The 21,942-nt window shown below is 53.9% G+C and carries 21 protein-coding genes and 2 pseudogenes; 10 read left to right on the forward strand and 13 right to left on the reverse strand.

Annotated features, from left to right (window positions below; genetic code table 11):
* Nucleotides 1–71: 71 nt before the first annotated feature.
* Nucleotides 72–122 (forward strand): annotated as a pseudogene (locus M2374_RS22380) (hypothetical protein); the annotation flags it as partial.
* On the opposite strand, the pseudogene M2374_RS15170 reads toward M2374_RS22380, so the two are convergent.
* The 4 genes and pseudogenes from M2374_RS15170 to rfaD form a co-directional block, all read right to left on the reverse strand.
* A pseudogene (locus M2374_RS15170) lies at nt 110–1,135 on the reverse strand (O-antigen ligase family protein); the annotation flags it as partial. The pseudogenes M2374_RS22380 and M2374_RS15170 sit on opposite strands and share 13 nt — an antisense overlap.
* Nucleotides 1,136–1,151: 16 nt before the next feature.
* Nucleotides 1,152–2,120 (reverse strand): lipopolysaccharide heptosyltransferase RfaC, encoded by a 969-nt coding sequence (rfaC, locus tag M2374_RS15175; RefSeq protein ID WP_181629909.1) that lies wholly within the window; start codon nt 2,118–2,120, stop codon nt 1,152–1,154.
* A gap of 3 nt (nt 2,121–2,123) precedes the next feature.
* Complete coding sequence (gene rfaF, locus M2374_RS15180) at nt 2,124–3,170, reverse strand: ADP-heptose--LPS heptosyltransferase RfaF (protein ID WP_181688636.1); 1,047 nt, start codon at nt 3,168–3,170, stop codon at nt 2,124–2,126.
* 2 nt (nt 3,171–3,172) lie between these two features.
* Entirely contained in the window at nt 3,173–4,105 is a 933-nt protein-coding gene (gene rfaD, locus M2374_RS15185; RefSeq protein ID WP_096759088.1) for an ADP-glyceromanno-heptose 6-epimerase, read from the reverse strand.
* Between the two features lie 214 nt (nt 4,106–4,319).
* Between rfaD and kbl the strand changes: the two genes are divergently transcribed.
* The 3 genes from kbl to M2374_RS15200 all read left to right on the forward strand — a co-directional run bounded on the left by kbl (nt 4,320) and on the right by M2374_RS15200 (nt 7,781).
* A complete protein-coding gene (gene kbl, locus M2374_RS15190; RefSeq protein WP_117342546.1) occupies nt 4,320–5,516 on the forward strand; it encodes a glycine C-acetyltransferase in 1,197 nt (398 codons plus the stop codon).
* 9 nt (nt 5,517–5,525) lie between these two features.
* The gene (tdh, locus tag M2374_RS15195) at nt 5,526–6,551 is read left to right on the forward strand and encodes an L-threonine 3-dehydrogenase (protein WP_153880297.1); all 1,026 of its coding nucleotides are present in this window, start codon (nt 5,526–5,528) and stop codon (nt 6,549–6,551) included.
* 192 nt (nt 6,552–6,743) lie between these two features.
* Nucleotides 6,744–7,781, forward strand: coding sequence for a glycosyltransferase (locus M2374_RS15200; RefSeq protein WP_135911224.1), 1,038 nt, complete (start codon nt 6,744–6,746; stop codon nt 7,779–7,781).
* On the opposite strand, the gene M2374_RS15205 is transcribed toward M2374_RS15200, so the two are convergent.
* Genes M2374_RS15205 through gpmM form a run of 3 tightly spaced genes read right to left on the reverse strand, consistent with a single transcriptional unit; the run spans nt 7,782 to nt 11,555 of the window.
* A complete protein-coding gene (locus M2374_RS15205; protein ID WP_146718158.1) occupies nt 7,782–8,714 on the reverse strand; it encodes a divergent polysaccharide deacetylase family protein in 933 nt (310 codons plus the stop codon).
* Nucleotides 8,715–8,717: 3 nt separating this feature from the next.
* Nucleotides 8,718–9,977, reverse strand: coding sequence for a murein hydrolase activator EnvC (envC, locus tag M2374_RS15210; RefSeq protein WP_232058724.1), 1,260 nt, complete (start codon nt 9,975–9,977; stop codon nt 8,718–8,720).
* 33 nt (nt 9,978–10,010) lie between these two features.
* The gene (gpmM, locus tag M2374_RS15215) at nt 10,011–11,555 is read right to left on the reverse strand and encodes a 2,3-bisphosphoglycerate-independent phosphoglycerate mutase (protein WP_181688637.1); all 1,545 of its coding nucleotides are present in this window, start codon (nt 11,553–11,555) and stop codon (nt 10,011–10,013) included.
* A gap of 248 nt (nt 11,556–11,803) precedes the next feature.
* Between gpmM and M2374_RS15220 the strand changes: the two genes are divergently transcribed.
* The 5 genes from M2374_RS15220 to cysE all read left to right on the forward strand — a co-directional run bounded on the left by M2374_RS15220 (nt 11,804) and on the right by cysE (nt 14,951).
* Nucleotides 11,804–12,235, forward strand: a complete 432-nt coding sequence (locus M2374_RS15220) for a rhodanese-like domain-containing protein (RefSeq protein ID WP_096759096.1) — start codon at nt 11,804–11,806, stop codon at nt 12,233–12,235.
* 28 nt (nt 12,236–12,263) lie between these two features.
* Nucleotides 12,264–12,515: a glutaredoxin 3 gene (grxC, locus tag M2374_RS15225; protein ID WP_032945356.1), complete on the forward strand. Its 252-nt coding sequence runs from the start codon at nt 12,264–12,266 to the stop codon at nt 12,513–12,515.
* A 47-nt stretch (nt 12,516–12,562) separates the two neighbouring features.
* The gene (gene secB / locus M2374_RS15230; RefSeq protein ID WP_096759097.1) at nt 12,563–13,030 is read left to right on the forward strand and encodes a protein-export chaperone SecB; all 468 of its coding nucleotides are present in this window, start codon (nt 12,563–12,565) and stop codon (nt 13,028–13,030) included.
* The gene (gpsA, locus tag M2374_RS15235) at nt 13,030–14,049 is read left to right on the forward strand and encodes an NAD(P)H-dependent glycerol-3-phosphate dehydrogenase (protein ID WP_181688638.1); all 1,020 of its coding nucleotides are present in this window, start codon (nt 13,030–13,032) and stop codon (nt 14,047–14,049) included. Before secB ends, gpsA begins: the two co-directional genes overlap by 1 nt.
* Before the next feature lie 80 nt (nt 14,050–14,129).
* Complete coding sequence (gene cysE / locus M2374_RS15240) at nt 14,130–14,951, forward strand: serine O-acetyltransferase (protein WP_096759099.1); 822 nt, start codon at nt 14,130–14,132, stop codon at nt 14,949–14,951.
* A gap of 179 nt (nt 14,952–15,130) precedes the next feature.
* Here the strand turns inward: cysE and trmL are convergent, their stop codons facing one another.
* From trmL to M2374_RS15270, 6 genes are all read right to left on the reverse strand, one after another.
* Nucleotides 15,131–15,604: a tRNA (uridine(34)/cytosine(34)/5-carboxymethylaminomethyluridine(34)-2'-O)-methyltransferase TrmL gene (gene trmL, locus M2374_RS15245; protein WP_181688639.1), complete on the reverse strand. Its 474-nt coding sequence runs from the start codon at nt 15,602–15,604 to the stop codon at nt 15,131–15,133.
* Between the two features lie 46 nt (nt 15,605–15,650).
* Nucleotides 15,651–16,991 carry an aromatic acid/H+ symport family MFS transporter gene (locus tag M2374_RS15250; protein WP_117342540.1) on the reverse strand — a complete coding sequence of 447 codons (1,341 nt, stop codon included), beginning with the start codon at nt 16,989–16,991 and terminating at the stop codon, nt 15,651–15,653.
* A 210-nt stretch (nt 16,992–17,201) separates the two neighbouring features.
* Nucleotides 17,202–18,392: an FMN-dependent L-lactate dehydrogenase LldD gene (gene lldD / locus M2374_RS15255; RefSeq protein ID WP_096759102.1), complete on the reverse strand. Its 1,191-nt coding sequence runs from the start codon at nt 18,390–18,392 to the stop codon at nt 17,202–17,204.
* Nucleotides 18,389–19,165: a transcriptional regulator LldR gene (gene lldR / locus M2374_RS15260; protein ID WP_096759103.1), complete on the reverse strand. Its 777-nt coding sequence runs from the start codon at nt 19,163–19,165 to the stop codon at nt 18,389–18,391. The genes lldD and lldR overlap by 4 nt, the downstream gene beginning before the upstream one ends.
* On the reverse strand, nt 19,162–20,817 hold the full coding sequence (gene lldP / locus M2374_RS15265) for an L-lactate permease (RefSeq protein ID WP_096759104.1): 1,656 nt from the start codon (nt 20,815–20,817) through the stop codon (nt 19,162–19,164). The genes lldR and lldP overlap by 4 nt, the downstream gene beginning before the upstream one ends.
* A 261-nt stretch (nt 20,818–21,078) precedes the next feature.
* Complete coding sequence (locus M2374_RS15270) at nt 21,079–21,441, reverse strand: YibL family ribosome-associated protein (RefSeq protein ID WP_096759105.1); 363 nt, start codon at nt 21,439–21,441, stop codon at nt 21,079–21,081.
* A 292-nt stretch (nt 21,442–21,733) separates the two neighbouring features.
* On the opposite strand from M2374_RS15270, the gene M2374_RS15275 reads away from it, so the two are divergent.
* A complete protein-coding gene (locus M2374_RS15275; protein WP_096759106.1) occupies nt 21,734–21,940 on the forward strand; it encodes a hypothetical protein in 207 nt (68 codons plus the stop codon).
* The last annotated feature ends 2 nt before the right edge of the window (nt 21,941–21,942 follow it).

Consider the following 21,942-nt stretch of genomic DNA (forward strand, 5'->3'; position numbering starts at 1 on the left):
GAGGACTTCGCAGCCAGTAGGCTTTTAAAAATAGGGTGGTATAGAGCAAGAGTAGCACAACAACGCCCAGAATGCCTTTTAGTGAAAAGGTATCAATAATTTCGTTATGCAAATGGACATTGAGAAATTCAAGAGCACCTTGTAAGGAACTATCCTTATTAACAAGTTGCCGGATTTCAGTACCTCGTTGTTCAAGTGACTGTCCCCAGTAATGTTTTTCCCCCGCATCAATACCTGCCCGTTGCATCGCAAGTCGCGCACCAATAGAGGTATTACTGTTGCTCTGGCTATAAGCATGCAGGTCGACCATGAAGTTCTGGTAGCGATATTCAATGACTGATTTTAAGGGGATCGCTGCAATTCCTACCAATATCAAGAAGGCCAAAAATGCCCTTAATAACATGCTGCGATTATGACGATAGTATATGTAAAACAGTCCGATACACAGGATCGGATAAACTAAAATGGCGGCTCGGGTTTGCGTAGTGATAATGACTGCCAACGATACCAAAAAATGCAGAAGATAAAGTGAAACGGTATGTTTTATACGCAGGTTGATAATGGCCTGAGATGCCAATAAGCCAATCAATGTCAGCGCATAAGCGGTACCAGTCTGGTGCTCAAAGCCGAGAGCAACACGATAATCCAAAGGATTAGGGGCACCGGCTAGCTGGTAGCCTGCAAAAAGATACAGGCCAATTGCCGTAACAATAACCCAGATGCTGGTGACACGGGTTTTGGTTTCGCAGGGTGCTCGCGAGGTTAATGCGGTGAGAACCAGTGCGGCAAAGATCATGACTTTACCCCCGTTCTGATACGAACGGTAGGCGCCGGTAAAGGCAGATCCGGGTTGCTTAAAGATGTCCACCCAGATAATTTGCACTAAGCCAAAAAGCAACAGCATAAAAGGCAAGATCAGATTTTTTTTGTTGCCGAGCACATACTTTATATTTTTGCCAATCAACGGCAGAGACAGGGCCGCACAGGCAATAAATACCTTCAGTGCCTCATCGGGATTGACCAGCACCATCGCAAGGGTGACAAGGATCCCCGTGTAAAATAGCTGATATAGAAAATTAAATGGGTTGTTTTTTGTATTATCGATAAAGCGAGAAAACATGTTTTGGCAAAGCATGGTTCATCTCTTAAAGTTAAAGCAAATTAATATCAAGCAATGATGCGTTGATGCTGCTGGCATCGAGATCTTGTAAATTACCGGATTGACTCTGCTGTGCGTATTGATTCTTCCCATACCCACCAATCAGCCCAGGGTCTGTTGGGCCATACAGGGTAATGTTCGGGCGATCCAGCGCTGCGGTTAAATGGCTGAGCCCTGTATCCACCGACACGACAAACTTTGCCCCCGCCAACACACTTGCGATCTCTTCCAGACTCATCCGCGGCAGGACATCGACGTAGTTAAAACCATCAGCCAGCCTTTTGGCGCGCGCTTCTTCATGAGGGGCACCCCAGGGCAGCTTAATGCGTATTCCGGCGTTATGTAACTGGCCAATCAGCTCCCGCCAGTTGGCTTCCGGCCAATGTTTATCATCACGGGTTGTCGCGTGTAAAAATACCGCATATTGGCCTGCATCAGCATTAAGATCGTTCAAGAAATGCTGCGCGATAGCATAATCGCCCTGCGACTGTGGTTTGGTATACCCCAGACTTTTCGCAAACAGTTCCCGCGTACGTTCAACGGCATGCTGCTGCCTGGCAATATGATGCTTACAGTTATAAAACAGGCTTGCCAGTGGCTCGCGAGCCGTGCTCCAGTCCATGCCATGCTTGATGCCGCGCCCCAGACGCGTAACCAGAGCGGCACTTTTAACCAGACCTTGGGCATCGATTATCGCGTCATACTGCTGTAAACGCACCGCATCGCGAAACGCTTTACGCTCGGCTTTAATCGGTGCTGAAAACCAGGCTTTACGCCAGCGGCGAATCGCCACGGGGATCACCCGCTCAACGGCTGAATGCCAGGATGGGATTTGCGCGAACCCTTCTTCAACCACCCAGTCAAACTGAATACCTGGAATTGCCCGCTGCGCATCGGTTAGCGCAGGCAATGTATGCAGTACATCGCCCATCGACGATGTTTTAACGATCAGAACCCGCATCCGTCAGGCTTCCTCTTGTAACAACAGGTCGTTCAGTTCTTCCAGAACGCGCTGAGGAGTGATGTCAATCAGGCTCTGATGATACCCTTGCGCCGCATCGCCCTTACGCACTTTGTGATAACCCGTTATCAGGCGGATCACCCGTGCTTTATGGGAAAGAGGCGGAGTAAAATCCGGGCTGCTGGGGCCGTACAGGGCGACCAGCGGACGGTTCAGCGCGGCGGCTACGTGCATTAATCCTGAGTCATTGGTGACTACCGCTTTACAGGCGGCGAGAAGAATAACGGCCTGCTCGAGCTGCGTTTCACCCGCCAGATTACGGCACCATGCCTGCTGTTCGGTGCTGAGTGTCGCCAGAATTTCATTACCGGCTTCATGATCTTTGGCTGAGCCAAACAGTACGATCTGATGACCTTCGTCGATCAGCTGTTTTGCCAGTTCCGCATAGTGATAATGCGGCCAGCGTTTGGCCGGACCAAATTCTGCCCCAGGACAAAAACCGATGATCGGGCGTTCAGCACAGAGAGAGAACTGGCTACAGGTCAGTGATTTTTCACCTTCGCTGACTTGCAGCTGCGGCCATAACAGCGGCTGCGGTAAATCTTTCGCTGAAAGCATTACGCCTTTATCGTAGGCCAGCGCCACATAGCGCTCGACCATCAGCGGCCAGGCTTCTTTATCCAGCACGCGTGCATCATTGAGCAGCCCGTAGCGCATCTCACCGCGCCAGCCGGTACGATGGGGAATGCCCGCAAAGAACGGCACCAGTGCTGACTTAAATGAGTTCGGCAGCACGAAGGCACGATCGTAGCGTTTTTCACGCAGACTGTGGCCGAGTTTACGCCGTTCACCGATCTCCAGCGCACCGTGTCCTAGCGGCATGGCAATCGCGTCGTTGACTTCAGGCATGCGCGACAGCAGCGGACGACACCATGCCGGTGCCATCACGTCGATTATCGCCTGGGGATAGCGCGCCTTGAGCGTGCGATAGAGACTTTGCGACATCATCATGTCGCCAACCCAGGACGGGCCTATCACCAAAATTTTCATACTTACGCGTCGCGGTTCAGCCAGGCCATATATTCCGTTACGCCTTCGGCCACGGTCTTAAACGGCTTGTCGTAGCCTGCTGCGCGCAGGTTAGTCAGATCCGCCTGAGTAAACGCCTGGTAGCGGCCTTTCAGTTTTTCCGGGAACGGAATGTACTCAATGCTGCCTTTTTTATGGTAAGCCAGCGTAGCATCCGCCACGGCCTGGAATGATTCCGCGCGACCGGTACCGAGGTTAAAGATACCGGATACACCATTTTCCAGGAACCACAGGTTAACTGCGGCAACATCGCCAACATAGACGAAATCACGTTTGAAGTTTTCGCTGCCTTCAAACAGTTTTGGCGTTTCGCCATTGTTGAGTTGGGTATTGAGATGGAAAGCCACGCTTGCCATGCTGCCTTTGTGGCCTTCACGCGGTCCGTAGACGTTGAAATAGCGGAAGCCGACAATCTGCGAATCCGCTTCTGGCAGGATCTGACGAACATACTCGTCGAACAGGAACTTTGAGTAGCCGTAAACGTTCAGCGGTTTCTCATATTCACGGGATTCGATGAAGTCAGAAGTACGTCCGCCGTAAGTGGCTGCAGAAGAGGCGTACAGGAACGGAATTTCGCGTTCCAGGCAGTAGTGCAGCAGCTCTTTGGAGTATTGATAGTTATTGTCCATCATATACTTGCCATCCCACTCGGTGGTGGAAGAGCATGCGCCTTCGTGGAAAATTGCTTCGATATCGCCGAATTCTTCACCGGCCATAATCTGGATCAGGAAGTCTTCCTTATCCATGTAGTCAGCAATATTCAGATCCACCAGGTTAACAAACTTGGTGCCGTCTTTCAGGTTGTCCACCACCAGGATATCAGTGATGCCTTTATCATTCAGTGACTTAACGATGTTGCTGCCGATAAAGCCCGCGCCGCCGGTAACGATGATCATAAATGTAACCTTCGAATTATGGAGTCAGAGACAATCTCAGACACGAATACTTCTATCATATCACTACATGGCCCTGGCTTCAGCCATTCACCGATAAGCCGTGCGGGTACACGTGATTTATGCTTCATTTTGAAGAAGTGATGACGCGTCATCTCGTATCAATGTATAGCTTTGGGTAATATGTGCTGAAATTTGCCCAGTCTGGAGAATTGCAATGCGTGGGAATTTTTACAAGCAGTTAACGAACGACCTGGAAACCGCACGTGCGGAAGGGCTGTTTAAAGAAGAACGCATTATTACGTCTGCGCAGCAGGCGGATATCACGGTAGCTGATGGAAGCCACGTGATTAACTTTTGTGCGAACAACTATCTGGGACTGGCTAACCACCCGGAACTGATTGCAGCGGCAAAAGCGGGTATGGATTCTCACGGGTTTGGCATGGCTTCGGTGCGCTTTATCTGCGGCACCCAGGACAGCCACAAGCAGCTGGAGCAAAAACTGGCGGCGTTCCTCGGTATGGAAGATGCCATTCTTTATTCTTCCTGCTTTGATGCTAACGGCGGCCTGTTCGAAACGCTGCTGGGCGCAGAAGATGCGATTATCTCCGATGCCCTGAACCACGCCTCTATCATCGACGGCGTTCGTCTGTGTAAAGCGAAGCGTTTCCGTTACGCCAATAACGATATGCAGGAACTGGAAGCGCGCCTGAAAGAAGCGCGTGAATCTGGGGCGCGTCATGTGCTGATTGCTACCGACGGCGTGTTCTCGATGGACGGCGTGATTGCCAACCTGAAAGGCGTCTGCGACCTGGCGGATAAGTACGATGCACTGGTGATGGTTGATGATTCCCACGCGGTGGGTTTTGTCGGCGAAAACGGCCGCGGTTCCCATGAATACTGCGAAGTGATGGGGCGTGTCGACATCATTACCGGTACGCTGGGTAAAGCACTGGGCGGCGCGTCCGGTGGTTATACCGCAGCGCGTAAAGAAGTCGTGGAGTGGCTACGTCAGCGTTCCCGTCCGTACCTGTTCTCCAACTCACTGGCTCCGGCGATTGTGGCAGCGTCCATTAAGGTGCTGGAAATGGTTGAGTCCGGCCATGACCTGCGCGATCGTCTGTGGGCAAATGCCCGTCAGTTCCGTGAGCAAATGTCCGCCGCTGGCTTTACGTTAGCCGGTGCCGATCACGCGATTATTCCGGTGATGTTGGGTGATGCAGTCGTTGCACAACAGTTCTCCCGTGAACTGCAAAAAGAAGGTATTTACGTTACCGGCTTCTTCTATCCGGTGGTTCCGAAAGGCCAGGCGCGTATCCGTACCCAGATGTCTGCGGCGCATACCCCTGAGCAGATTACGCGTGCTGTTGACGCGTTCACACGCATTGGTAAACAACTGGGCGTTATTGCCTGAGGATGTGAAATGAAAGCGTTATCCAAACTGAAAGCGGAAGAAGGCATTTGGATGACCGACGTTCCTGAACCGGAAGTCGGTCATAACGATTTGCTGATTAAAATCCGTAAAACAGCCATCTGCGGGACTGACGTTCACATTTATAACTGGGATGAATGGTCGCAAAAAACCATCCCGGTTCCAATGGTTGTTGGGCATGAGTATGTCGGCGAAGTAGTCGGCATCGGCCAGGAAGTGAAAGGTTTTAAAATCGGCGATCGCGTGTCGGGTGAAGGCCACATTACTTGTGGGCATTGCCGTAACTGCCGTGGTGGGCGTACTCACCTGTGCCGCAATACGACCGGTGTCGGTGTAAACCGTCCGGGTTGTTTTGCTGAGTATCTGGTGATCCCGGCGTTTAACGCGTTCAAGATCCCGGATAACATCTCCGATGATTTAGCCTCAATCTTCGATCCGTTCGGCAATGCGGTTCACACGGCACTGTCGTTCGATCTGGTCGGAGAAGATGTGCTGGTTTCCGGTGCAGGTCCTATCGGGATTATGGCAGCAGCCGTCGCGAAGCACGTTGGTGCACGCCACGTTGTCATTACGGATGTGAATGAGTATCGCCTTGAGCTGGCACGCAAAATGGGTATTACTCGCGCGGTAAACGTAGCGAAAGAGAACCTGACTGACGTCATGGCCGAGCTGGGTATGACCGAAGGGTTTGATGTGGGTCTGGAGATGTCCGGTGCGCCGCCAGCGTTCCGCGCCATGCTGGACACCATGAACCACGGCGGTCGCATCGCCATGCTGGGTATTCCGCCGTCAGACATGTCCGTCGACTGGACGAAGGTTATCTTTAAAGGGCTGTTTATTAAAGGTATCTACGGTCGCGAAATGTTTGAAACCTGGTACAAAATGGCTGCACTTATCCAGTCTGGTCTGGATTTGTCGCCAATCATCACCCATCGGTTCTCCATCGATGAGTTCCAGCAGGGCTTTGACGCGATGCGTTCAGGTCAGTCAGGGAAAGTGATCCTGAGCTGGGATTAACCGTTTCTGATTAATGGGTTCTGTGTGCTGTCCCCGGATATTTATGTTCATTAAATACCCGGGGATTTTTTTCTGGCGCGATCCCGCTTGTCCTGCGCATTTTAGGTCAAAGATAAGAATAACTTTCTCTGATCTTCTGCCGCGTAATATGCTAAAAATTGCCGTTAATTACATTGTTTGGCAGGATTTTATATGACCTATACTCCCGGCCTATTGAGCGTCATTATGCCGCTTTACAATACGGGTGAACCGTTCATTGCGTGTATGGATTCGCTGATCGCGCAAACCTGGAAAAATCTGGAGATCATCATCGTAAATGATGGCTCTACGGATAACTCGGCAGAGCTTGCTCAGGCCTATGCGGATCGTTATCCACACGTCCATTTGCTGCACCAGCGCAACGGGGGCGTCTCGGCAGCGCGAAATACCGGTATGGCGGTAGCAAAGGGCGAGTATATCGCTTACGTCGATGGTGACGACATTGCCTATCCGGAAATGTATGAAACGCTGATGAATATGGCGCTGCAGGACAATCTGGACGTTGCCCAGTGTAACGCCGACTGGTGTATTGCGGAAACAGGTCATACCTGGGCATCTATTCCCACCGATCGTATTCGTTCTACCGGCGTCATGACCGGGCCGGACTGGCTGCGCAAAGCACTTGCCAGTCGTCGCTGGCGGCATGTGGTCTGGATGGGGGTTTACCGTCATCAAACCATCCGCGACGCTGGGCTAACCTTTCTTTCCGGTCTGCACCACCAGGATATTATTTGGACGACGGAGTTTATGTTTAACGCCAAACGCGCGCGTTACACGGAGGTTCCGCTGTATAAATATTTCCTGCACGGCGCGTCCGTCAGTCGCCTGCCGCGTACCGGAGAGAAGAACCTGGCCTATCAGCGCCACTACATCAAAATTACCCGCCTGCTGGATAAGATGAATCATGATTACGCCGGGCGTATTCCGATTTACCCTGAATTCAAACAGCAGGTGATTTACGAAGCGCTACGCGTATGCCATTGCATCCGCAAAGAGCCAGACGAAAAGATTCGCCAGCGCATGATTGCCGAGGTGTTTGTATCGGGTATGTTCAAGCGAATGGTGAGCAATATTTGCAGCGTTAAGCTGGGTTATCAGGTGCTGTTATGGGCCATCCGGTTTAGCAAGTGGCGCGATAAATCACTGACGCCACGCCGTCTGGCACATGTCACGCTGGGTCTGAAAGACTGATTACGACCAGCCCTGCCACTGCAGGCGCATATATTGTACCAGCGTGCTTTGGGTGATGCTCTCACCGAGCACGCTAAAGAATCGGCTGGCGTAAACGGGTTCTAACGGTTGCTTCGGTTTGCACAGTTTCACCCCGCGGAAAGGATTACGCGGCGCATCAGGCGTGCTGTTTTTCGGTGGCGTCAGATTTGGCGTAGAGGTATCTACCTGTGGTTCATTGAGCAGGCTGCTTGGGCGAACCAGCGTAATGTCGGCGGGCAGGTTATAAACCATTTGCTGCAATACGCGTACCGTCGAAGGATGAGGGTGCCCAATCGCGATAGCGGAACCGTTGCGGCGCGCCAGTTCGACCGCGCGGTTAAACTGGCGGCGAATGTCCGCTTCGTTTTGCGTGTCGTCGAGGAAGACTTTGCGTTTAATCACTTTCACGCCCGTTCCTCCTGCCGCACGCATGGACTGGCTGTTACCGATGGTCATACTGTCCAGGAAATAAAGATCGTACCGTTCCAGTGCCTGCATCACTTTCTGCATGCCAAACAGGCTGGAGGTCATCGCGCTGCCCATATGGTTGTTAAGCCCGACGGCATACGGCACTTTGCTTACCGCATCGCGAATAATCCGCTCAATCTCGTCGCTGCTCATCTCCGGGCGCAGGGTATCTTTCTCAAGCGGCTGTTTGCTGAGAGGCGCCATCGGCAGATGGATTAAGACTTCATGTCCGCTGTTATGCGCTTTGGTCGCCATCTCCCGTGCATGTGGTGCATTGGGCAGAACGGCAACGGAGATCGCAGAAGGCATCGCCAGCACCTGATTCTCGTTGTGCGGACGATAACCGAAATCGTCGATCACGATGGCAAGCTTACCGGCAAAAACAGAGGGAGCGAATGCCAGCAGGCTGGCGAGTGAGAATATTATGCGGCGAAACTGAGGCAAAACTTATCTTCCCAACCACGGCTGTGGATTGACCGCCTGACCCTGGCGACGAATTTCGAAATAGAGTGCGGGTCTGCCCTGACCGCCGCTGCTACCCACCAGGGCAATCGGCTGTCCGGCACGCACCTGCGTACCTACGCTGACCAGCGCGCTTTGGTTATATCCGTACAGGCTCATATCGCCTTTACCGTGCTCAACCACGACCACCAGACCATAACCCTGAAGCCAGTCGGCCAGAATAACGCGACCGTCGGCAATGGCTTTCACTTCGGTGCCTTCAGATGCGCCAATGACCATCCCTTTCCAACGTAGCTCACCTTGCAGCTGTTCGCCATAGCGATGCAGCGTTGGGCCACGGACGGGCCAGAATGCCTGACCGCGCGGTGAACCTAACCCCCCGGTACGGGACATCAAGGATTTTTCGTTTTCGGTCGGCTTGTAGGTCGACCCTTTGCGCGAGGCATCCTTTTGCTTATCGCGCACCGCCTGTGCTTCGCGGGCTTCACGCTCAGCGCGCGCTTTGGCGGCGGCCTCGGCCCGTGCAAGGCTGCTGCGTAGACGGGATTCGTTGGCGCGCAGTTCGCTGAGCTGCTGCTGGCCCTGCTGAATGGAGGACTCCAGCCCAGCGAGCGTTTTTTGGCGCTCGTTACGCGCCTGTTCCAGCTTGGCCTGTTGAGCGCGCTGCTCGTACAGCAGCGTTTGCTGCTCACTCTGTTTATCTTCCAGCTCGGCTTTCTGCGAATCGACCTCTTCGCGGGTTTGCTTCAACTGGGCGATGGTTTCCTGCCGCGCCTGGTTCAGATAGCCAAAATAGGCCTGCAGGCGCTGCCCGCGCTGACTCTCTTCGCCACTGAGGATTAACTGAATGCCGGTGTGCTCACCCTGACGAAACGCGGCGTCCAGTTGGGCGGCCAGGCTGCGTTCCTGTGCTGCTCGCTGCTTTTCCAGCTTCGCGAGGGCGGCGTTCATTTCGGCAATTTGCGCATTCAGTTGCGCCAGTGAATTTTGCGTTTCGCGCAGCTGTCGTGCCGCAACGGCGATGGCCTGTTCCTGGGCTTTAAGCTGGGCGAGGAGGGTGGAACGTTGCTGTTGTTGCTGGCGTACCGCGCGTTCTTTTGCCGCGATATCGGCCTGAATAGATTTGAGCTGGTCGCGTTCGTCCGCGTGGGCGGAAAAGGCGCACAACAATACGCCAGCGCTAATCACGCTGGCGTATAACAAGGGCCTGACTGAAAACCTACGCGGTTTTGCGGCCCATGTGATGGTATTAATCGCCTTTCCCCTCATGGGGAGGGATTATTCCACGATGAACAGCGGCTTACCAGTCATCTCTTGCGGGATTTCCATGCCCATCAGCGTCAGCATGGTCGGGGCGATATCGGAAAGTTTACCGCCATCGACAGCTTTGACGTTTTTACCACCGACATAAATCAGCGGAACCGGCAGGTTGGTATGTGCAGTATGTGCCTGACCGGTAGACGGATCGCGCATTTGCTCAGCGTTACCGTGGTCTGCGGTGATCAGCAATTGGCCGCCAACGGACTCAACCGCTTTGGCCACTTGCTCAACGCAGTGATCCAGCGCTTCAACCGCTTTAACCGCAGCATCCATTACCCCGGTATGACCGACCATGTCGCCGTTCGGGTAGTTACAGATGATGGTGTCGTATTTCCCGCTCTCAATCGCGGCAACCAGCTTCTCGGTCAGCTCTGCGGAGCTCATTTCTGGCTGCAGATCGTAGGTGGCTACTTTCGGCGAGTTGATCAGGATACGGTCTTCGCCTTTGAACGGCTCTTCTACGCCACCGTTGAAGAAGAAGGTCACGTGTGCATATTTTTCAGTTTCGGAAATACGCAGCTGGGTTTTGTCGTGCTTCGCCATCCACTCGCCGAGGGTATTCGCCAGAGACGTTGGTGGGTAAGCTACCGCTGTTTTGATGTCGGCCGCGTATTCGGTCAACTGCACAAAGTTGAGGTTAACCACTTTCTTACGCGCGAAGCCATCGAAGTCAGCGTTCACAAACGCGCGGGTGATTTCACGCGCACGGTCAGCACGGAAGTTCATGAAAATCAGCGTATCGCCGTCTTCCATTGCGGCATCGGCCTGGCCTTCTGCGCGGATCACGGTCGCTTTTACGAATTCGTCGTTTTCATCACGAGCATAAGCGGCCTGCAGACCTGCTACTGCGGTGTCAGCCTGGAATTCACCCTGGGCCAGCGTCATCAGGTCATACGCTTTTTCAACGCGATCCCAACGGTTGTCGCGGTCCATGGCGTAGTAACGACCAATAATGGACGCAACGCGACCTTTGCCCAGCGCGGCAAATTTTTCTTCGAATTTTTGCAGCGACTTTTCAGCGCTGCGCGGTGGGGTGTCACGGCCATCGAGGAAGGCGTGCAGATAGATTTTTTCTGCGCCGCGTTCTGCCGCCAGCTCAACCATCGCCAGGATGTGATCTTCGTGGCTGTGTACGCCGCCCGCAGACAGCAGACCCATGATGTGTACTGCTTTGCCGCTTTTTTTCGCCTGGTCGACCGCATCGGTCAGTACCGGGTTAGTGAAGAAAGTCCGTTCTTTAATTTCAACATCCAGACGGGTCAGGTCCTGATACACGATACGGCCCGCGCCCAGGTTGACGTGACCCACTTCGGAGTTACCCATCTGGCGGTCAGGCAGGCCGACTTCCAGACCAGATGCGTCAATCAGGGTATGTGGACGTTTGGCCCACAGAGCATCCATAACCGGGGTTTTAGCATTAAAAATGGCGTTATCCTGGCTGTCTTCGCGATAGCCGTAGCCATCCAGAATCACCAGTACCATAGGTTTTTTAGAAACCGACATTGCGACAACCTCACACTTAATAGATAAAAATAATTGCGTAATTTTACTACAGCTGAATCGATAAAGTAGCCCCCGAAGATCAAATAATGGGGTATAGCACGTCAGGGAGGACTCGGATTTACGTTTTTTTTTCCGTAGCGCCCCGCAAAAATGCAATCCAATGCACGCTCTGGCTGTATTTGCGCCAACGCGCAGGTATACTCTTTCCTTGGTTTTTTTAATCACTGAGTCGGGAGTTGTTACCCCCCATGCAAGAAATTATGCAATTTGTTAGTCGCCACCCTGTCTTGAGTATCGCCTGGATTGCGTTACTGGCGGCTGTATTATTTACGACCATCAAAAGCCTGACCTCGAAAGTGAAGGTGATTACCCGCGGCGAAGCCACTCGTCTTCTCAATAAAGAAGATGCGGTTATTGTGGATTTACGTCAGCGTGATGACTTCCGCAAAGGCCATATCGCCGGTTCAACTAACCTGCTGCCGAGCGAAATTAAAGCCAACAACTTCGGCGAGCTTGAAAAACACAAAGCCAAACCGGTTATTGTGGTTGACGGTTCTGGCATGCAGTGCCAGGAATCTGCAACTGCGCTGATTAAAGCGGGTTTTGAGCAGGTGTCCGTGCTGAAAGATGGCGTAGCAGGCTGGAGTGGTGAAAACCTCCCGCTGGTACGTGGCAAGTAACACCGTAAGTTAATATCGGAGATAAGTCATGGCCAACATCGAGATCTACACCAAAGCAACCTGCCCATTTTGCCATCGCGCAAAAGCGCTATTGAACAGCAAGGGCGTGAGTTTCCAGGAACTTCCGATTGACGGCGACACCGTGAAGCGCGAAGAGATGATCAAACGCAGTGGTCGTACGACGGTTCCGCAGATTTTTATTGATGCACAGCACATTGGTGGTTGTGACGACTTGTATGCGTTGGATGCGCGTGGTGGACTGGATCCCCTGCTGCGTTAAGGCGTACGGATAGTATTTAAAGGACAACACTAAAGGGTTTTCTAAACATGTCAGAACAAAATAACACTGAAATGGCTTTCCAGATCCAACGTATTTATACCAAGGATGTGTCTTTCGAAGCGCCAAATGCACCGCATGTTTTCCAGAAAGATTGGCAGCCAGAGGTTAAACTTGATCTTGATACTGCATCTACCCAACTGGCAGATGACGTGTATGAAGTTGTGCTGCGTGTCACCGTAACGGCTTCTCTGGGTGAAGAAACGGCGTTCCTGTGCGAAGTTCAGCAGGGCGGGATTTTCTCCATCAGCGGAATTGAAGGGACTCAGATGGCGCATTGCCTGGGTGCATACTGCCCGAACATCCTGTTCCCGTATGCCCGTGAATGCATCACCAGCCTGGTATCACGCGGTACGTTCCCGCAGCTGAACCTTGCACCGGTCAACTTTGATGCGCTGTTCATGAACTATTTACAGCAGCAGACTGGCGAAGGTACTGAAGAACATCAGGATGCCTGATGAATCAAAGTAATGCTTCAATGACTGTGATTGGTGCCGGCTCGTACGGCACCGCTCTTGCCATTACCCTGGCAAGAAACGGCCACCCGGTTATCCTGTGGGGCCACGATCCCAAACATATCGCAACGCTCGAGCACGATCGCTGCAACGTTGCGTTCCTTCCTGATGTGCCTTTTCCCGATACGCTGCGCCTGGAAAGTGATTTAGCCACTGCGCTGACCGCCAGCCGTAATATTCTGGTGGTGGTGCCGAGCCACGTCTTTGGCGAAGTGCTGCGTCAGATCAAACCGTTGATGCGCTCTGATGCGCGCCTGGTTTGGGCGACAAAAGGTCTGGAAGCAGAAACGGGACGCCTGTTACAGGATGTCGCGCGTGAAGCGTTGGGGGATGCCATTCCGCTGGCGGTGATTTCCGGTCCTACGTTTGCCAAAGAACTGGCTGCAGGCATGCCTACGGCGATTTCGCTGGCGTCAACGGACGAGACGTTTGCTGACGATCTCCAGCAACTGCTGCACTGCGGCAAAAGTTTCCGCGTTTACAGCAACCCGGACTTCATTGGTGTCCAGCTTGGCGGCGCGGTGAAAAACGTGATTGCCATTGGCGCAGGGATGTCTGACGGCATCGGCTTTGGTGCTAATGCCCGTACGGCATTGATCACCCGCGGGTTGACCGAAATGTCACGCCTTGGCGCGGCGCTGGGTGCCGATCCGGCGACCTTCATGGGCATGGCGGGTCTGGGCGATCTGGTGCTGACGTGTACCGACAACCAGTCGCGTAACCGCCGTTTTGGCATGATGCTCGGTCAGGGCATGGATGTTCAGGGCGCGCAGGACAAGATTGGCCAAGTGGTTGAAGGCTATCGCAATACGAAAGAAGTTCGTGAATTGGCGCACCGTTTTGGTGTCGAAATGCCAATAACCGAGGAAATTTATCAAGTATTGTATTGCGGAAAAAATGCGCGCGAGGCAGCATTGACGTTATTAGGTCGTGCACGCAAGGACGAGCGGAGCAGCCACTAGCCGTAAGGAACCGTTTTACTATAACGACCCGACCCGCGTAGAACGGGTTGGTCGTTTTGCTACCTTCTGTGGAGTACGCAATGCCGTGTGAAGAACTGGATATCGTCTGGAAAAATATTAAAGCAGAAGCCCGGGCACTGGCGGATTGTGAGCCAATGTTGGCCAGTTTTTACCACGCAACGCTGCTCAAGCATGAGAATCTCGGCAGCGCGCTAAGCTATATGCTGGCGAATAAGCTTGCGTCGCCAATCATGCCGGCGATTGCTATTCGTGAAGTGGTGGAAGAAGCCTACGCCGCCGATCCGGAAATGATTGCCTCGGCGGCCTGCGATATCCAGGCAGTGCGCACGCGTGACCCAGCTGTCGACAAATATTCCACTCCGCTTTTGTACCTGAAGGGCTTCCATGCGCTGCAGGCTTACCGCATCGGCCACTGGCTGTGGCATCAGGGGCGTCAGGCACTGGCGATCTTCTTGCAAAATCAGGTGTCCGTGACTTTCCAGGTCGACATTCATCCGGCGGCAAAAATTGGTCGTGGGATCATGCTCGATCATGCCACCGGAATTGTGGTGGGTGAAACCGCGGTGATCGAAAACGACGTCTCGATCCTGCAATCCGTCACCTTAGGCGGGACTGGTAAGGCGGGCGGCGATCGTCACCCAAAAATTCGTGAAGGCGTGATGATTGGCGCGGGCGCAAAAATTCTCGGCAACATCGAGGTTGGGCGCGGGGCGAAAATTGGCGCGGGTTCTGTCGTCTTACAGCCCGTACCGCCACATACCACCGCCGCAGGCGTTCCGGCACGGATTGTCGGTAAACCTGACAGCGATAAGCCGTCCATGGATATGGATCAGCATTTCAACGGGATACATCATACGTTCGAATGCGGCGATGGCATCTGATTTCGAGCTATCTTACTTGCCATATTGAACCTGGGCTGTGCTCGTCATCCTCACGTACTGCGTGTACGCTCCGGTGACTGTGCGCAGTCCGTGTTCAATCTGTCTGCGCCGATAACGCTCGAAACGAATAACATCAAATTAATGTAGGTCGGATAAGGCGCTAGCCGCATCCGACAAAATCAACTGCGTAATACGGCGCCCGGATACCCCAGCTGGCGCCAGGCCTCATACACCACCACCGACACCGCGTTAGACAGGTTCATGCTGCGGCTGTCCGGCATCATCGGAATACGAATTTTTTGTTCGGCAGGCAGCGTGTCGAGAATGCTGGCGGGCAGGCCGCGCGTTTCCGGGCCAAACATCAGATAATCACCATCCTGATAGCTTACCGCGCTATGGGCCGGCGTCCCTTTGGTGGTCAGCGCAAAAAGACGTTGCGGATTTTCTGCAGCCACAAAGGCGGCGTAATCAGGGTGGCGCAGTACGGCGGTAAATTCGTGATAATCCAGCCCCGCGCGACGCAGGCGCTTGTCGTCCCAGGTAAAGCCCATGGGCTCAATAATATGCAGACGAAAGCCGGTATTGGCGCATAGGCGGATGATATTGCCGGTATTTGGCGGGATTTCTGGTTCGAATAAAACGATGTTAAGCATACTGCCCCCTTAATAACGGGGGGCAGGATAGCAGAAAGGACGGGTACTATGCGACGGTCAGAGGCTGCGGTTTATAGCGTTGCAGCTTATAAAGCGTTGCGGCAGCAGCCAGCAGCGCGGGAACGCTGAGGAACATCAATATGCTGTCAGCCTGCCATTGCAGAGAAAGTAATTGGGCGCTGGTCATGGTCCCGGCGACGCCACCAAAGCGGCCCACGCCCTGCATCCAGGCAATACCTGTTGCGCGACAGTGGGTCGGGTAAAACGTTGCCGCCAGCGTCTGTAGTCCGGACTGTGCACCGTTCATGGTGATCCCCATCAGGAAGATCAGGGCGCCAAACAGAATGATGTGGTTATGTTCAAACCCGAGCGCCAGTGCAAACAGCATTGTCAGGATAAAACCGATGGAGACGACTTTGTGCGCTTCCCAGCGATCCATCAGCCAGCCGGCCAGCAGGATCCCCGCGGTACCGCCGAAGGTGAACAGTGATGTCAGCCAGGCAGATTCTGCCAGCGGGTAACCCATTCCCAGCATCAGCGTCGGCATCCAGCTCAGCAGCACATAATAGATAACCAGCCCCATAAAGTAGGTCATCCACAGCATCAACGTGCCCGGCAGCCACGGCATGCTGAACAACTGCGCCACGCTGCCTTTTTTGACGTCAGTCCGTTCTTCATCCAGATAAAAATGGGTGACCTGGTCTATATCACCTGGCATAAAGCGACGGGCAATTCGTTTGACTTGCGCGATCTCTTTCCCGCGATGGACCAGATACTTGACCGACTCCGGCAGAAATAACACCAGGAGGATGGTCAGCGCCAGCGGGGCAATTGCCCCGGCGAGCAGGACGCTGTGCCAGCCGTAGTTAGGAATCAGCCAGGAGGAGATAACCCCGCCACCTGCTGCACCGAGCGGGAAACCGCAGTACATGGTGTTAATCGCCATCGAGCGGCAGCGTTTTGGCGCAAATTCTGACACCAACGTGATGGCGTTCGGCATTGCTGCACCCAGCCCGAGTCCGGTGAGAAACCGCCAAAACGTTAACATATTCAGCGTCTGGGCATAGGCGGTGCCCAGACTGGCGAGACCAAAGAACAGGCAGGAAAAAACCAGTACGCGTTTACGCCCCATGCGATCGGAAATTGGCCCGGCCAGCAGGGCGCCAAATGAGAGCCCCAGCAGCGCGGCGCTTAATACCGGCCCGAGATCTTGTTTCTTGATCCCCCAGTCGGCTGAGAGGGTAGGGGCAATGTAGCCCATCGCCGCCGTGTCGAAGCCATCAATGGCCAGCACCAGAAAGCCAAGGACGATGATGACCCAATGAAAGCGTGAAAAAGGACTGTCATCTATCGCCTGCTGGATATTCACTTTACCGGAATAAACCATGTCACCCTCGCCCGTTATGATGGTTGTTGTTGTGTGGATTATTATTGTGTGGGTTGTTGTTGTATTAGCTTGTATATACATTTGGCAGGTGAATAAAAAGTTGTCAAATATATTGAGTGTAAATGTTAACTGGTCGTTATTTTTGCATAAAAAATGGCCGGACTGAGAACAGGCCGACCATTCAGAGTGTAGGGTTTTACGGGGGTGCGGTTACGCGGCGCTACCCTGGACGAGAGGTGCCAGTGCGGCGGGCAGTTGCTTTCCCAGCTCTTGTACCAGTGAGTCACGGCTGATTTCACGAATGGATTTTGCACCGGTCAGCGTCATCGCCACTTTCATTTCTTTCTCAATAAGGTTCAACAGGTTAGCGACACCTGCCTGACCGTGGGTCGCCAGTGCATACAGGTAAGCACGGCCCAGCAGTACGGTATCTGCACCCAGTGCAATCATGCGCACCACGTCCAGACCGTTACGGATGCCGCTGTCTGCCAGAATCGCAATATCGCCTTTCACCGCGTCGGCAATGGCGGGTAGCGCACGTGCAGAAGACAGCACGCCGTCCAGCTGGCGGCCGCCGTGGTTCGAGACCACGATGCCGTCGGCGCCAAAGCGTACGGCGTCGCGGGCATCTTCCGGGTCGAGGATCCCTTTGATTACCATCGGACCGTCCCAGAATTCACGGATCCACTCGAGGTCTTTCCAGGAGATGGACGGATCGAAGTTGTTTGCCAACCAGCCGATGTAATCCTCCAGGCCGGTGGGTTTACCCAGGTAGGTCGAGATATTGCCTAAATCATGCGGACGACCGTTCAGGCCAACGTCCCACGCCCACTGCGGATGGGTTACCGCCTGCCAGTAACGGCGCAGCGCGGCATTCGGACCGCTCATCCCGGAATGTGCGTCACGGTAGCGCGCGCCGGGCGTGGGCATATCGACGGTAAAGACCAGCGTGGAGCAACCCGCTGCTTTAGCACGCTCCAGCGCGTTACGCATAAAACCGCGATCGCGCAGGACGTACAGCTGGAACCACATCGGACGCTTGATCGTCGGGGCAACTTCTTCAATCGGGCAGACGGAAACCGTCGAAAGCGTAAACGGAATACCTTTGGCGTCAGCGGCAGCGGCGGCCTGAACTTCGCCCCGGCGGGCATACATGCCGCACAAGCCAACCGGCGCTAATGCCACCGGCATCGACAGTTTTTCGTTGAACAGGGTGGTTTCCAGACTCAGGTCGGCCATGTTCTTCAGCACGCGCTGGCGTAGTGCCACCTCCGATAAATCTTCGACGTTACGGCGCAGGGTATGCTCTGCATAGGCACCACCGTCGATGTAGTGGAACAGGAAGGGGGGCAGAATGCGCTGGGCTGCGGCGCGATAATCGCTGGCTGCTGAAATAATCATGAGTTGTTCTCCCTGCTAATTTCATTATGGTCACCGGGCAGACGGGTAATACGCGCCTGGCGGGCCTGGTCTTCATCAAAGCGTTTAATGGTGGTGTGGACAAAGCTGAGGTGCGCCATCATCGCCTTACGCGCGCCATCAGCGTCCCCGGCGACAATCGCGTCCAGCACGGCAAGGTGCTGTGCTGTGAGCTGTGAAAACACAGGTGGCACCAGGTACATACGCTGGCGGCTCTGTTTTACCGAGGACTGCAATACGTCGAAGAAACCGCGCATGGTCTGGAGCAGCACCACGTTGTGCGACGCTTCCGCAATGGCGAGGTGAAAGCGAACGTCTGCTTGTGAGGCGAGATCCGGGTCCTCACTCTGCGTGGCCTCAAAACATAGCCTGATTTTCTCTTTGTCGGCAGTTGTAGCGCGCATCGCGGCATGCCACGCGGTGCTGGCCTCAATGGCGTGGCGGGCTTCGAGAATATCGAAGCTGTAATCCGGGTCATCCGCCATCAGGCTTTTCAGTGGCTGAACGATGTTTTGTTCGGACCAGGCTTCATGCTGCCAGCGGACAAACGTCCCGCCGCCGCGACGGCTGAGCAGCACGCCTTCACTGACCAGCTTTGCCAGCGCCTCGCGCAGTGAATTACGCGACACGCCGAGCTGTACGGCCAGCTGGCGCTCGGCGGGCAACTTCATGCCCGCCTCCAGCTGTTGTTCTTCAATCAGCGCCCGCACGCGAGTAGCGACCTCGTCGGACAGGCGTCTGGGCATCACTATCATGGGATCATCCAGGTTAAGACATAGGCCTGAAGCGTGGTAATCACACCCACCATACAGGTGAATATCAGGCTGTGTTTCACGGTAAAGCGGAACAGGTCAGACTCTTTACCCACCAGCCCCACGGCCGCACAGGCGATGGCGATAGATTGCGGGGAGATCATCTTGCCGGTTACGCCACCGGTGGTATTTGCCGCCACCAGCAGTACATCGGAGACACCGATTTGCTGCGCTGCCGTTGCCTGTAGGGCTGCGAACAGTGCGTTAGAAGAGGTATCTGACCCGGTCAGGAATACGCCCAGCCAGCCGAGGAACGGCGAGAAGAAGGTAAAGGCGCTGCCGGTGTGTGCCAGCGCTAATGCCAGCGTCGAAGACAGGCCTGAGTAGTTAGAGATAAATGCGAATGCCAGTACCATCCCGATGGAATAGATGGGCAACGCCAGCTCTTTCAGCGTGCTGCCGAAGGTTTGCAGGGCGGCAGAGGGCTTCATTTTCAGCCAGACAATAGACAGCAGGGCGGCAAACAGAATGGCGGTGCCGGTCGCTGAGAACCAGTCAAACTTGTATACCGCCGCGTAGGCCGTGGCTTCGTGTACCACCGGCGGCATGCGGGCCACCAGTTTGTCGAGGAACGGTACCGGAACATTCACCACCCAGTGATACATCGCGCCGCCAGGGGCAAACAGCGCTTTAAACGGTGGGATGCTCCACAGCGTGACCGTTGCTGTCAGAAACAGGAACGGTGACCAGGCGCGAACCACTTGGCCGGCGGTGTAGTGAGTGCGGGCCAGCGTTTGATCGACCTGTGAAGCACCCATGTCACCAAAGCGGAAGATGCGTACCGGCTGCCAGCGTTTCAGGAACAGCGTCAGACACACCAGTGACACCAGAGAAGAGATGATGTCCGGCAGTTCTGGCCCGATAAAGTTAGAGCTGAGGTACTGCGCGATGGCAAAGGAGCCGCCTGCGACCATTACCGCCGGCCAGGTCTCTTTCACGCCGCGCCAGCCGTCCATAATCGCCATGATCCAGAACAGCACGATAATCGTCAGGAACGGCAGCTGGCGGCCTACCATCTGGCCGATTTCAAAACTGTCCAGCCCGGTAACCTGACCAGCAACCAGGATCGGAATACCCATTGCGCCAAACGCCACCGGTGCGGTGTTTACAATCAGGCACAGCCCTGCGGCGTACAGCGGGTTGAAGCCCAGGCCAACCAGCAGTGCGGCGGTAATCGCCACCGGGGCGCCAAATCCTGCAGCCCCCTCGAGGAATGCGCCAAAGCAGAAGCCGACAATCAGCATCTGCAGACGCTGGTCCGGGGTAATCGACAGAATTGAGGAACGGATAATGTCGAACTGCCCGGTCTTGACCGAAATCTTATAGACGAATACGGCGGCGATGATTATCCAGGCAATCGGCCACAGACCATAGAAGAAGCCGTACACCACGGATGCCAGCGCGTGATCGACCGGCATTTTGTAGAACAGCAAGGCGACCAACAGGGCAATCCCTACCGTCCACGTCGCAGCGACATAACCTTTCAGCTTGAGCTTAATCAGCGCGAAGAAAAAGAACAGAATAGGGAGTGAGGCAATCAGGCTTGAAAGCCAGATGTTACCGGCCGGGTCGTAGTTTTGTTGCCAGAGATTCATTGCAGGTCTCCTGGGGGCCGCCGACATAATGCAATGAGTCTGTGCTCATCTCGTCGTCACACTATGTGTAAAAGTGGCCCTGCCAATATTGTTGTGTAGGGGTAATGACAACGAATGGTTAATCAAATGTTATTTATTGGCAACGGCATTGTAAGTTATTTTTAACGAAATGTGAGGGGGTATTCGGATCTGGCTAAAATTGGTAGGGCCAATTGGCGGGGGAATAGGAGACCGGGCAAACGGACGTTGCCCGGAGGGTGATCAAAACTCAGTCTTTGAAAAGCCAGTCATCTCTTTCAGGCCCATTTCACGACCCAGTTCGGTCATCGGGTGTACGATCACCAGGCCGCGCACGCTTTTCTTCAGCTTGCCCATGTCGGCCTGCTCTTTTTTGGTGATGGCGCGACGGAACGGGAGCTTGCTGAGCTTTTGTGCTTCTTTGCTCAACTTCTGACCGTGAACTTCACGCAGGCGCACGATCTCGGCTTCCAGCGTTTCTTTTTCTTTTTCCAGCTCGGCATATTTGTCGGCGGCTTCAACCAGTGACAGGTCTGCCTGCTGGTGGCGGATGGCGTCCAGGCGATCGCTCAGACGTTTAATTTCGTTTTTTTCGACTTCTTTCATAGGATAGCTTCTGCTAAAAATAGGATGAATATCCTATAGTATGCGCGCAGAGGGGGATTATTCTCAACTAATCGAAGATAAATAATCAAATGCTGCAAGTATTATTTCGCTAATGAAAATGTTAGCTGTTTGATTAAAAAGGGATTTTAAGAAATAAGATCGTTGATGGTGCTTTTTGTCGGTGGTGGCATAGTGAAGCACGTTTTCCTCAATATAATTAACCATCCGATCCTAAACTTAAACCATCGACCGCGCAGGCGGGTCGCGGATAATACATGGAGGATGAATCATCATGGCGAAAATAGGCGAGAACGTTTCGATTCTTATTGATAAAACCATCGATTTTATGGCGTCAAGCCAGGCTTTTCGTGAGTACTTGAATAAAACGCCGCCGCGTAACACGGTGCCTTCTGAGGTCCCGCAGGAAAACGTGCCGCTGTATCTGCAGCGTCTGGAGTACTATCGCCAGCTGTATCGACCGCAGCAGGATGAGAAGTAAAT

The organism is Citrobacter sp. JUb117, from assembly GCF_024809055.1.
Classification (GTDB): domain Bacteria; phylum Pseudomonadota; class Gammaproteobacteria; order Enterobacterales; family Enterobacteriaceae; genus Citrobacter; species Citrobacter gillenii.

Coding starts and splice junctions, on each gene's coding strand:
- lldD (WP_096759102.1), bottom strand. CDS start 18,392: ATGATTATTTCAGCAGCCAGCGATTATCGCGCCGCAGCCCAGCGCATT.
- M2374_RS15275 (WP_096759106.1), top strand. CDS start 21,734: ATGGCGAAAATAGGCGAGAACGTTTCGATTCTTATTGATAAAACCATC.
- rfaD (WP_096759088.1), bottom strand. CDS start 4,105: ATGATCATCGTTACCGGCGGCGCGGGCTTTATCGGCAGCAACATCGTT.
- cysE (WP_096759099.1), top strand. CDS start 14,130: ATGCCGTGTGAAGAACTGGATATCGTCTGGAAAAATATTAAAGCAGAA.
- grxC (WP_032945356.1), top strand. CDS start 12,264: ATGGCCAACATCGAGATCTACACCAAAGCAACCTGCCCATTTTGCCAT.
- kbl (WP_117342546.1), top strand. CDS start 4,320: ATGCGTGGGAATTTTTACAAGCAGTTAACGAACGACCTGGAAACCGCA.
- lldR (WP_096759103.1), bottom strand. CDS start 19,165: ATGATAGTGATGCCCAGACGCCTGTCCGACGAGGTCGCTACTCGCGTG.
- trmL (WP_181688639.1), bottom strand. CDS start 15,604: ATGCTTAACATCGTTTTATTCGAACCAGAAATCCCGCCAAATACCGGC.
- tdh (WP_153880297.1), top strand. CDS start 5,526: ATGAAAGCGTTATCCAAACTGAAAGCGGAAGAAGGCATTTGGATGACC.
- M2374_RS15200 (WP_135911224.1), top strand. CDS start 6,744: ATGACCTATACTCCCGGCCTATTGAGCGTCATTATGCCGCTTTACAAT.
- M2374_RS15270 (WP_096759105.1), bottom strand. CDS start 21,441: ATGAAAGAAGTCGAAAAAAACGAAATTAAACGTCTGAGCGATCGCCTG.
- gpmM (WP_181688637.1), bottom strand. CDS start 11,555: ATGTCGGTTTCTAAAAAACCTATGGTACTGGTGATTCTGGATGGCTAC.
- secB (WP_096759097.1), top strand. CDS start 12,563: ATGTCAGAACAAAATAACACTGAAATGGCTTTCCAGATCCAACGTATT.
- gpsA (WP_181688638.1), top strand. CDS start 13,030: ATGAATCAAAGTAATGCTTCAATGACTGTGATTGGTGCCGGCTCGTAC.
- lldP (WP_096759104.1), bottom strand. CDS start 20,817: ATGAATCTCTGGCAACAAAACTACGACCCGGCCGGTAACATCTGGCTT.
- M2374_RS15250 (WP_117342540.1), bottom strand. CDS start 16,991: ATGGTTTATTCCGGTAAAGTGAATATCCAGCAGGCGATAGATGACAGT.
- rfaC (WP_181629909.1), bottom strand. CDS start 2,120: ATGCGGGTTCTGATCGTTAAAACATCGTCGATGGGCGATGTACTGCAT.
- rfaF (WP_181688636.1), bottom strand. CDS start 3,170: ATGAAAATTTTGGTGATAGGCCCGTCCTGGGTTGGCGACATGATGATG.
- M2374_RS15220 (WP_096759096.1), top strand. CDS start 11,804: ATGCAAGAAATTATGCAATTTGTTAGTCGCCACCCTGTCTTGAGTATC.